We start from the raw sequence: 11,403 nt of genomic DNA on the forward strand, positions 1-11,403 counted from the left end.
TTTTTGTTACCGAGCGCCTCTAGTATTTTACCTAGGATAGGGGCGATCGCTTTTCAGTTTTTATTACCGAGGGCCTCTAGAATTTGACCTAGGAAGGGAGGCCATCGCTTTTCAGTTTGGGAATGAGGATAAAATATGATCCACAAATATTGGCACTTGAGTATCCCACTGAAATAATCCTATGCAGAAAATCTGGAAGTTAATAAATCCTCATTCCTTTCATTACTCTTTACCTCTTAATAATTGCTGAATTTGGTCTTTGAGAGCCTTGATTTCAGCCTCCATTTCGGTTTTTAGTTCTGCAATTTGAGTCTTCATTTCGGTTTTGAGCTGGGCGATTTCGGCATCTTTTTCGTGTTTTAGTTCTTTTAATCCGCCTACTGCTAATACGCCAAATTGAGCGTATTTTAATGTTAGCTTTGATTCATCAGCATCTTGGTCTTTGAATTCGCCAACTAGAGCTGGAAATAAAGGCTGAACATCTTGGGCGACAAAACCAATTTCCTTAATTTTATCCTCGGGATTATCTTTCCAACGATAGTTTTTTACATCCAATTGCATTAAACGACTTAAGATATTGCCTTCATTTTTAATATCTGTTTTCAAGCTAAGGTCAGAGATAACACCACCCGCCGAATCATCCCAATGCCAGTTCTTATTCCAAACACGGGTAAAAGAACCAAATTTATTGTAGAAAACCTCGAATCTCAAATTTCTGTTTTTCTCATCTAAAGACATCCTGAATTGATGGTTATGCCCATCGAGTTTCAAAGCATTTGTTGTTGTCGTCCCCTTGACAGATAATTGAGCTGTGGTTGTCGTCCCATCGACAGATAATTGATTTGTGGTTGTCGTCCCATCGACAGATAATTGATTTGTGGTTGTCGTCCCATCGACAGATAATTGATTTGTGGTTGTCGTCCCATCGACAGATAATTGATTTGTAGATAATTGATTTGTGGTTGTCGTCCCATTGACAGATAATTGATTTGTAGTTGTCGTCCCATTGACAGATAATTGATTTGTAGTTGTTGTCCCATTGACAGATAATTGATTTGTAGTTGTTGTCCCATTGACAGATAATTTCGTTTGCGGATTTATCGTTCCAATTCCCACATTTTTACCCTTATACAAAATGGGTGATTTTTCTATAGTACAAACAAAAGTTCCATCCCAATAACCAGGAATATTTTCATAACGTAAATATAGATTCGCTTGACCAGAAGGAAGAGAAGAAACGATATTGCTAATCGTTAATTGCACAACCTGTCCCGGAGCTAACCCAGATTCTGCTTCATTTTGATGAGTTATTGTCCATGTAGGCGTTTCTCCTTCATTTCCCTTAACGATATTCCAATCGTCTTCAGGTTGCTCATTCGGTCGCCAATCTTTCCCTTCGATAGTAATATTCTCTACCTGACTTTTTGTCCCCAAAGCCCAATCACTATCAATATCAAAGGAAATAATCAACTTAGAAGCCTCATCACCCTGACTTGCTGGGTTCAAAGGAATAGATTTATCCTTTAACACATTAGTAATTCGCAAGATCAACTCATTTGCTGAACTCCTATCATTCAAAATTCGATTGGACCCCACAAACCCCACATGAAGAGGAATATTCTTTTTACCTCGATGACTAACGATACTTAGACGCTTTTCTCGGTAATAGTTACTGACAGTTTCTCCCTCATGGGTAAACTGGGGACACTTCAACTCTACCCTGCTTGTTCGCGCTCCTCCTGCTGCTGCCCCATTAATATTTTGAAGGGTCAAAGGTATAGTTCCTCTGGCTCCCAAAGTTGGATTATTAGTGAGAAAATACAGAGAAACCTTCCCATCATCCTGAGTCACAGGGGAACTCATACTCCAACCTTGTTTTATTGCCAAAACCAATTGTTTCAGGGAATTTGGAGATAAGGTATCTGGTCTAAACCTCAACTCAAAATGGTGATTAGTTGCACTCACCGAACCACTCTTAGTGGGCAAAGTAATCGCTTGGTCTGAGTCATTGACGATTTCCAGGATTAACTCCTCTCCCTGTGTATCATTCTCAATAAAGATAACAGGTTCTTTATCCTCACCATCATACAAGTTAAAATCAAGGGGATGAGTTTTGTTAAAAGATGCGATCGCACTTAAATCATCGTTGATATCCTGCTGAATTTCTTCTGGGGATAAAGCCTTATTGTAGATCCGGAGATGGGCAATGTTTCCTTTAAAGAAATTACCTACATTTCCTCTTTTCCCTAGATAAAGGGACGAACTATTTTTTGTCTCGCTTGTGGTAGTATCTTCAGAACTATTTTCTTTTTTCCCATCCAGATAAAGAAGTAGTGTACTCCCTTGTTTAACAAAAGCTATATGATAAAACTGGTCGTGTTTGATCTGAGTTTGACTCTTAACCCCCGGATTCTTAGAGCCATCATATCGTGCGACAACGATTTGCTGTGCATTACGCAGGTATCTAATGACATAGGGATATCCGCCATTATCGTCCCATTTTTCGATAATGTCATTATCGCCATTTTGTATATCTGGTTGTGACGCCGCTATTTTCACCCAGCTTTCAACTGTAAAATCTTGATTAGTACCAAAATCAATCTCATCTGCATCAGAAATTTCTATATAATCGTTGATTCCATCAAAACTTAAACAACTACCAAAGGTTTCGTCTGTAACAAGTTGAGGTTCTCCTTGAATTGTGCCATTGTTTGTTTGGCTAGAAACATCGATTACCTTTTTGGTACCTCCGTCCTCAACTATTTCATCTAATTTTAAGTACAGAACTAAATTTGCCTGTGAATTACTCATAATCGTTATTCCTCAATGATTACTTAATTATTTGAATTTTGATTAGTGTTTGCTGGACTCAACTTCAGCCAACCCTCCCGAATTGCTTGCTGACCTGAGAAAACTGCATTCGGATTAGGTTGAGCAATATTGTCATGGGGAACCTCTAACCATTCCCCTTGTTCCTTCTCTAACCATGACCATTCATAACCAGGCTCCCCTGGTAAAGGTAGATTAATCTTCTTATCCAAAGTTGAATCCCTCAGATCCTTCAAATCAGTCAGAATAGGAGTCGATAAGAAAGTAATCTCAATCTTCTCTAATGCCTCCTGATATTGATCGGGTGGAATATCGATCGCTTTTGTTGGCAAAATTCCGCAGGTAGCATGAACCTTACCCCGCGGATCGATCAGCATAGTAAACAATTTCGGTGCATCTTCCACATTGAAATCAATATGCCAAGCATTCTCAGGGTGATGGATTTTTATCTTAGAAGTACCTTGCCCTAAATCGCTTTGAGGAGCATAAAACTCCTGACTCAGAGCATCTTCCTTTTCCAACCAGTATCCCAACAAACCGTCATTTAATTGCTGATATTCCCCTAAACGGATAGGAAACTTAACCTGATCGAACCCATCAGTATCCCTAGAATCACGCCTTAAATCTTGCCAAAATACATTCCAATCTTGGTTAATAGAGGGAAGTCCCTGTAATTCTAGATTTAGAGAAGCCCGCACTACCGCAATAGGCCGTCCCATCAACAGTGCCAAACCTTGATGTTGGGCAAAATTTTCTGGGTCGATATTTTCTAGGCCACTATCTAGAGCCGAAATCAAATTACTCAGAAAACTTACTGACTCCTCCCTTTCTAAGGGGGGTTGGGGGGGATGTACGATATGCTTGACTACCCTTTTCAAATAGAGATTAGGAATATCATCAATATCATCAACAGAAATTAGGCGATCGCTCCCCAGTGCGGACTCCCATTCAGCTAGCTGATTAATTGAACCCAAAGCTTTACCAAGATTATCATAGATAGCCAGACTATTATCCAAATTATTAGGCAATATCCAACCACAAATGGGAGTCGTTGCTGGGTGACTATTCATTTCCTGTTCGCCCTGACTCGCCGAAAGCCACCGGAAATTGAGACGAGCCGGTTGCACCAAACGGGGTGGTAAGGATACCAGATAGGAACTTCCGGGAGTAGTCATCTGTTCAGTGGTGATGATATTGCTAACATCCAAATCTTTCACCTGTCCAAAGGTATCCACCAACCGCAACCGCAAAATCTTCATTGCCCCAGACCGAATCGGGTTAAAATCATTTAAAGGTTCCGGCGCACTGCGGTTACTCTGTACTATAGCATCGCGAACAACTTCTGTAAAGGGCTGATAATCTGCAAATCCCAAGGGGTCAGCAACTGGTAATTGTAAGGTTTGCTTGTGCATCAACAAAGCTTCGTTAAAACCACCCAGAGATTGAGAGAGACTATTCAGAGTCAGCAGTTTCTGATAAGCTCGAATTGCTGTATAAATAGGTTTTTTAGCTTCTTTTTCTGTTTCTGGTTTTGTTTCATACCATGTCAGAATTGCTTGAATATTATCACTGAGATAGTCATCACTTTGCTGTTCCTTCGGAATTTTTTTCGCTTTGTAATAATCTGGCAGGACTTGTTTCTCTAAATAAACCTCTAGCTCTGCTTTCAGCTTAATCCCTGCATAGGGCGTTAATATACTGCGACCACTATAAACATTAGCAGCTTTGATAATAGCCCCCTTTCCTGACTGTAAAGAAAGGTCAGGCTCATTTTCCCTCAGAACATAATTATCGGTAATAAACTCATTATCATAGTTACTATTGTAACTTCTGTGATTACAGCCCTCTCGGGTCGGGAAAACCTCTACCTCCCACTCCAGCAAAAAAGGATGCCAAGGGGATTGTGTCCAACTGCTAAAGGCAATATGCTCTCCCATTTTGTTTTGTTCTAATTGAACAATTTTATTGCGAATACCACTAAAGCTCTGTTTAGCAATAGGAATTGTTACATCCTTTAGAATCTCACACTCCAGCAATCCATCATCCCTCAACCGTCCATCCTGTCCATGTCGGATCGTAGGTTTCACACCTTCCCCTGTCATTAGCAACGCAGGTTCCTTAGGTTGCCAGTAACGGGGACTGGAAATTTGTTTCAGGGTGTAAGTTGCTTGAGTTTTCTTGACAGTTTCTTGATTATTAAGCTTGGTTATTTCGGCCAGTAACTGATTAATGGCTCCAGCTAATTGAGCAGCGATAGAGGCTGAGGAAGATGCCCCAGCAGAAGCAGTCGTAATTTGGCCAGAATCATTCTCTGACAACATCAGGTTTCCGGTTGTCGTCAGTTTTGCCTTTAAAGGTGGAATCCCCTTGATCTTAATGTAATGCTTGACCTCATCAATATCGGGATACTCATCCCTACTACCTTCCGGGGGATAGGTACTCAACATATACTTATACCAATCTGCAAAGAGTTGCCGACGCATCGACTCTATCTCATGCCAAGCAAAATCATATTCTTGCTGACGAAGGTTAAGCTCATTGAGCAAGTGAGCCATCTCATCACGTAAAGTAATCTGTGCTTGATTATGAGCATCTTCAGCATTAGCCGTTGTCGAACCTTCGCTTTCTAAACGAATAGTCCACATCGTCCCCGCAGCAATAGCATTAAAGCCCTTCTCATGTCGCGCTTCTTTAAACTTAGGAGTTATGTCTAACTGCCGATGTTCAAGACCAGGAGATAAGTGTAGGGCTTCCAACTGGTCTTCAATGATAGATTTATTATTGCCATCAATCTTTTGACCCAAGTAGGCAGACAATGCCTCTGTACCAGTATTACCCACACTCACTTCTACAGAAGCTTGCCGATCTGAGTTGACAGTATTCTGGGAGGCAAACGTCAAGCGAGCATAGCAGATAAATTCGAGTGATGCTGGAAAATTTTGACCAGTCTCCAGATTAACTTTCCACTTAAATTCTTCTTCTATTAATTCTTGATTGGTGGGAGAAGTCCCTTGATCCTGTGGAATGCTTCTTCTCAGTATTTCAAGAAAAGCGTTCAAACGATCCTGTTGTGGCTGAGTGTACCAACCAATCACGTCATATTTTAAGCCATCAGGAATCTGATCAGCATAATCATCGTCATAAAATCCAAAAACACTATGACAATTGGGATAAAAAGCTGAAAAAGTCGGTTCCCCATAACCTACAGCGGTCAGTGAGGGTAAGTATTCAGCATTGGGGTCATTTTCTCGCCAATCAGCTAAAGACACTTTGCGCCCCAGGTAGCGAAATGGTTGATGTTTACCCTCCTGCACCTGAATGGGATAGGCAATACTACCCGTCTGACTTCCTTGACCTTCAGGATAGAGATAATCACTCTCTACCACCCATTGCTTTTCAATCTCGTTATCCTTGTTACTGCGCGTCACTAACCAACGATTAGGGACAGGTGGAAAAACCGTCTGAGTTTCATTATGATCATTAACTTGAATTCCCTTAGTCAAAGCATCTGGTAAAGCCCAATGTAAGTGAATTCCAGCTTTCAGATACAAGTTCTGATTTTGAAAAGGCTGAGAAACGATCTCTTCGCTAATATTGGCAATATTAGGATTTACATCCCGTTGACCATCAAAATCAAAATAAGGAAGACGACTAAAATCTGCCATCGCTTCTACTACAAGGCGGTCTATTTCTAGATGTAAAGCATCTAAGTGAACGGGAACCATTAAAACATTTTTCACTATAGACATCTCCGTTAGTCTACCTGAAACTACTATTTATAGTAAACATTTATCAAAATGGTATAACGCAGCGTGCAACTTTTTCTAATCTATAAATCCAATACAGTTCAGTTAATACTAATTTCCGAAATTCAGACTACACATAAATTTACTTCTAGAGTTTCACGCTTGATAGATTACTTTTACAAGTGTTGTTTAAGTTTATGAAATTGGTATAAGGATAAAGATCATGTAAATTTGGGGAGCGATTTGAGTAGGGGGAGTAGGGAAGTAGGGGAGTAGGGGAGTAAAGAACCCACCCCTAACCCCTCCCAGGAGGGGAATAGAGTTTTGGAGGTATATGGGAGCATTTTTCAGCCTTTTTCTCGTCTTGCCTAATTCCTACAAACGATTTCGCTGCTCAAAAATCAACATTCTGGGCGTATTTACCAAACAGACATCTCCAAAAATCAAAATCGGAAATCATACCATGTCCGGTAGGACCGTTTGTATATAGAATTAGGCGCTGTCGAATTACAGCAGTTTTCATTCCGGTAGACCACAGTAGGGACCTTCCATGGAACGTCCCTACTGGGTTTTGCTTGTGACGATGTGGTTCATCAATCTGAAAAGCGCTGTAAGGGATGAATATTAATATCATGTTCGGATAATCAGTTATCAAAAAATTTTTTCCCTTTGAACCTTTCTTTTCCTTCTGCCTTCTGCCTTCCTTTCTACTAAGTGTAAGTAGGGCTTGCTGATTAAATATAAAAGCATTGACTCCTAAAGGTTTTAGCCTTTTTATGTCTTGAAAAAGTACAAGGTTTTTGTTCTAGGGATCTCAAAAAGTTAGGATTTTGAGTTGACTGTGGCAGAAAAATCAAAGGATAATTTTTCCTCCTGCCTCCTCGCTCATTCCCCATTCCTCCTGACTCCTGACTCCTACCCTCACCCATAAGACTTTTTCAGCAAACCCTAAGTATTCAACCGAACATGATATAAGTGGGAAAGGGCAAGATGTCCCCAAACACAAAACTATTAAAATCCCAAGCGCATTTATGCAACGCCTAGAATGAAGTCACAATTAGAAAAAAACCTTCTGCCTTCTCCATAACTGCTACCGAGATTTTTCTTGAATTTTGCGATCGCATATCACAGAAGGAGTTTCAAAAGGGGCACTTTTGAGATGAACGCGATTGCTATTACAGCACTTTTAAAATTGATGAACCACATCTTCACAAGCAAAACATTGTAGGGACTAACCATGGTTAGTCCCTACTGTGGTTTACTAATCATGAAAACCGCTGTAAAATCTAAGCAATACAATAGACATCTCCAAAAATCAAAAATAAAATCAATTATCGTACAGAAATAATTAATTCTTTCCCCCTATACCCTATTTCCTATTCCCTCTTTTCTGGAGAGGTCTAATTATCTACAGCCATTGGAGCATCTAAATTTATTTCATTGCTTTACTAAGACGACGACTCATCAGATTTTACATTCATATGCTCGGCCCCCCAATCTCTCATGGAAATCATAATTGGTTCCAGAGTACGACCATAATTTGTGAGGGAATATTCTACGTGTGGCGGTACTTCAGCATAGACTTTTCGGGCGACAATATTATCTTTTTCCAACTCGCGTAGTTGATTAGTAAGCATACGCTGGGTAATGCCTTTAATTTTTTTCTTCAATTCGCCGAAGCGTAACACTTCATTCTCCAAGAGATTAAAAATAATCACAGGTTTCCACCGTCCACCAATCACCGATAACGTGGCTTCAACAGAGCACCCATAGGGGCGATCGTAATTATGTTTTTGCATCATAATTTTCTAAATCCTTCAATAGTTACTTTTTAGTCACTATATAAAAAAATTGTACGTACTTGTTATTATTTGCATTTTTATTGTGCTTTTAATCATCATAAAAAAATCGGTAATATCATGTTCGGTTGAATAGACCTCTCCGGAAAAGAGGGAACAGGGAACAGGGAACAGGGAACAGGAAGAAGTAATTGATAATTTCTGGATAAGAATTGATTCTATTTTTAATTTTCGGAGACGTCTAATAGTTATGATTACAGCAGTTTTCATTTCAGTAGACCACAGTAGGGACGTTCCATGGAAGGTCCCTACGGGGTTTTGGTTGTGACAATGTGGTTCATCAAGAAAGAAAAGCGCTGTAAGATATAGATGGAAGATATATCTCAAACCCCTGAGATTGCTTCCTTCCACGGAGTGTAAGGCGCAATAACTTTATAAGTGTTTATCCGAACATGATATAAGTGGGAAACCAGCCTGTTTTAACGGTTAGCATAGAAACAACAAGGGCGGGTTTTAACCTGAATTCATTATTAATTATTCGGTAATTTGGAGGCTAGCAACCAATAATATGAAATCCGGATAAATTCATTTTTTAGCATGGATATAATCAACAAAGTAAAATTGAGGAATTAACCACAATTTCAACCAAGCATAAATTCCCATTCCTAAAAGTGCTGTAATTACTAAAGGTAAACCTATTTTAATCCGCAAATTATCTGGAAAAATAGCTACTCCAGACACAATAATTATGAAATAAGTTATAAGTAAAAATTGTAATCTTTGGAGATTTTTTAAAGCTTGTCGGCAACTACTACAATGCTGAGTATGTTGTTGATAACGATCCAATAGTAAGGCATGATTATTATTTATTAGAGAGTTATTTTTCTCACTAATTCCCACTTCGCTCCAAGGTAATTTACCACCACAATATTTATCAAACCAATTTCTAAACTCAATGACTGAACGATCTGCATTTGTAGGTAATTTATAGGCTGTTTTCCAACTTTCACTTGATTGTTTTTGTTGCAGTAAATATTCCTGCTGATTGAGTAAAATCATATCTCCATCAAAAACCAAGTTGCGAATTTTTATGTGTTCCCACCAACGTGGTGTTAGTCGATGAATTGTTTTAGCAAAGTTCCTCGAAAACTGAGCAATCACTCTAGACTTACCAGGAGATACTGGTAAAGCATAAATCACAAGTCCTAGTTTCTTTTCAGTATTACCTAAACTAATTTCATATTCCAAACGAGAAGGTGGTTCAAAAGTAATTTTTACAGGTAAATTTCCAGGGATAAAAACTTCAATTAAATTGATTGTTGATTGTAAAACCTCCATGACTTTTGCTATTGCTCTGTTTCTATCACCTTGTACTCCGTGATGAGCAAAAGGAACATGACTTGGATCGATGACATTTTCTATGAGAATTTCCCAATCATATTCTAGATCTCGGACATAAGAATACCACACAAAACCTTTCTCAACATCTATTTGTGGTGATAATGGTAGGGGTGTAGTAGCAGCTAAGTCTGCTGTTTTCATATCAGGCCAAACCCAGAGTAAATCATTTTCTTGACGTACTGGTAAGGCAGTTACACAGAAATTTTGCTGATTTTTTTGTATAATTTGCTGATTTTCAGCTTGGGGAATATGAGTACAGATACCTTGAGCATCAAATTGCCAACCATGATAACTACACATTAAATTACCAGTTTTGTCATCAACACGACCTTCGCTTAAGGGCGCTAGACGGTGAGGACAAACATCTAGAAATACCTGGTAATTCTCAGAATATCTTGGTTTCCAGATGACTAGACGTATTCCCAATAGAGTTACAGGAGTAGGAATCTCTGGATCTAGGTCTTCAATAGGTGAAAGCGGATACCAATGTTGAAAAAAGTTGAATTCGGTTTGCATTTTGTTTGTTGTTATAGTTCAAATGTCGGCGTTGGTAAATCAAGCTATGAAATCTAATTTTTTTAAATATAAAATGCCTTTAAATTAGGAGTTAGGCGATCGCTATTCCAATAAAACTTATAGCTAAAATCACCAACGCCAAAATGTATTATTTTCGATAATTTTTCGGTAATTATCAATAATTAAAAATCGACTCTTTTATATTTATTATATCCTTTAGGGCAGTCAACTGAGTTACCATTTATGACTGGAAAGTCTTTCGACCAATCTATGCTATGATGAACACTAGATCGGCAAATTAAACAAGAAAATTTATCTTGATTTGACATGACTGCGAGTCCTACAAAAGTAGACAAAGTTGGTTCTTTTGGTTCTGCATAAATAGGAGCAATTCTGTCATTTTGACCATATTTAATTAAGCCAATTAAATAGTATTTACCCTCGTCTTTGAAATCATTAGTTTTGTTGTACATTCTGCCGTTTTTTAAGTAATGGCTTTCTTGAGCAACACACTGTCTTGTTAATCCATCAATAGCTTCCTGGCGACTTATTTCATTGTCTTTTGGCTCGAATAAATAATCAAGAATGTGAGGAATTAGCAAAGGCAGGAAGCATGTAAACGAAAAAATTAAGAACCGTCTTCCTGTTTTAGTTTTCAATAAACAGTCAATGACAAACTTCTCAAGTATAATTTCCACTAAAAAATCCCAGAGAAATTCCCAGAAATTAAACTTATTAGACATCTGTTTTTATCTCCTTGCATTTTATTTTTTGTTATAACAGGACTTACGCAAATTATTAGATATAGCGTTTTTCAGTAGGCGTGAGGTACATCAACGATCCCCCTAAATCCCCCTTATAAAGGGGGACTTCCAGTTCCCCCCTTCTCAAGCTATGCTTTATAAACATCTTTCTTAACATAAAACTTGACAATATAGACAAGTTATGTTTAAGTCTTGAATCGGCTTTTTCAGGAGAAAAGAGTATTGAAAAATACTCTTTTTTATGAATGTAGACAGAATTCTTCCTCCCCCTCCTCCCCATCCTCCCCATCCTCCCCATCCTCCCCATCCTCCCCATCCTCCCCATCCTCCCCCTCCTCCCCATCCTCC

5 protein-coding genes are annotated in these 11,403 nt (G+C 38.8%); all 5 read right to left on the minus strand.

The genetic code is table 11. From position 1 onward, the window contains the following. Nucleotides 1–222: 222 nt before the first annotated feature. Nucleotides 223–2,811 carry a LamG-like jellyroll fold domain-containing protein gene (locus F6K40_RS19585; protein WP_293138780.1) on the minus strand — a complete coding sequence of 863 codons (2,589 nt, stop codon included), beginning with the start codon at nucleotides 2,809–2,811 and terminating at the stop codon, nucleotides 223–225. A 23-nt stretch (nucleotides 2,812–2,834) separates the two neighbouring features. Beyond that, a complete protein-coding gene (locus tag F6K40_RS19590) occupies nucleotides 2,835–6,578 on the minus strand; it encodes a hypothetical protein (RefSeq protein WP_293138781.1) in 3,744 nt (1,247 codons plus the stop codon). Nucleotides 6,579–8,023: 1,445 nt separating this feature from the next. Next, nucleotides 8,024–8,377: a winged helix-turn-helix transcriptional regulator gene (locus F6K40_RS19595; RefSeq protein ID WP_293138782.1), complete on the minus strand. Its 354-nt coding sequence runs from the start codon at nucleotides 8,375–8,377 to the stop codon at nucleotides 8,024–8,026. 582 nt (nucleotides 8,378–8,959) lie between these two features. Further along, on the minus strand, nucleotides 8,960–10,291 hold the full coding sequence (locus F6K40_RS19600) for an aromatic ring-hydroxylating dioxygenase subunit alpha (protein ID WP_293138783.1): 1,332 nt from the start codon (nucleotides 10,289–10,291) through the stop codon (nucleotides 8,960–8,962). Between the two features lie 182 nt (nucleotides 10,292–10,473). After that, nucleotides 10,474–11,034 (minus strand): hypothetical protein, encoded by a 561-nt coding sequence (locus F6K40_RS19605; RefSeq protein WP_293138784.1) that lies wholly within the window; start codon nucleotides 11,032–11,034, stop codon nucleotides 10,474–10,476. Nucleotides 11,035–11,403 lie beyond the last annotated feature (369 nt).

The sequence above is a fragment of the Okeania sp. SIO3I5 genome, assembly GCF_010672085.1.
GTDB lineage: Bacteria > Cyanobacteriota > Cyanobacteriia > Cyanobacteriales > Microcoleaceae > Trichodesmium.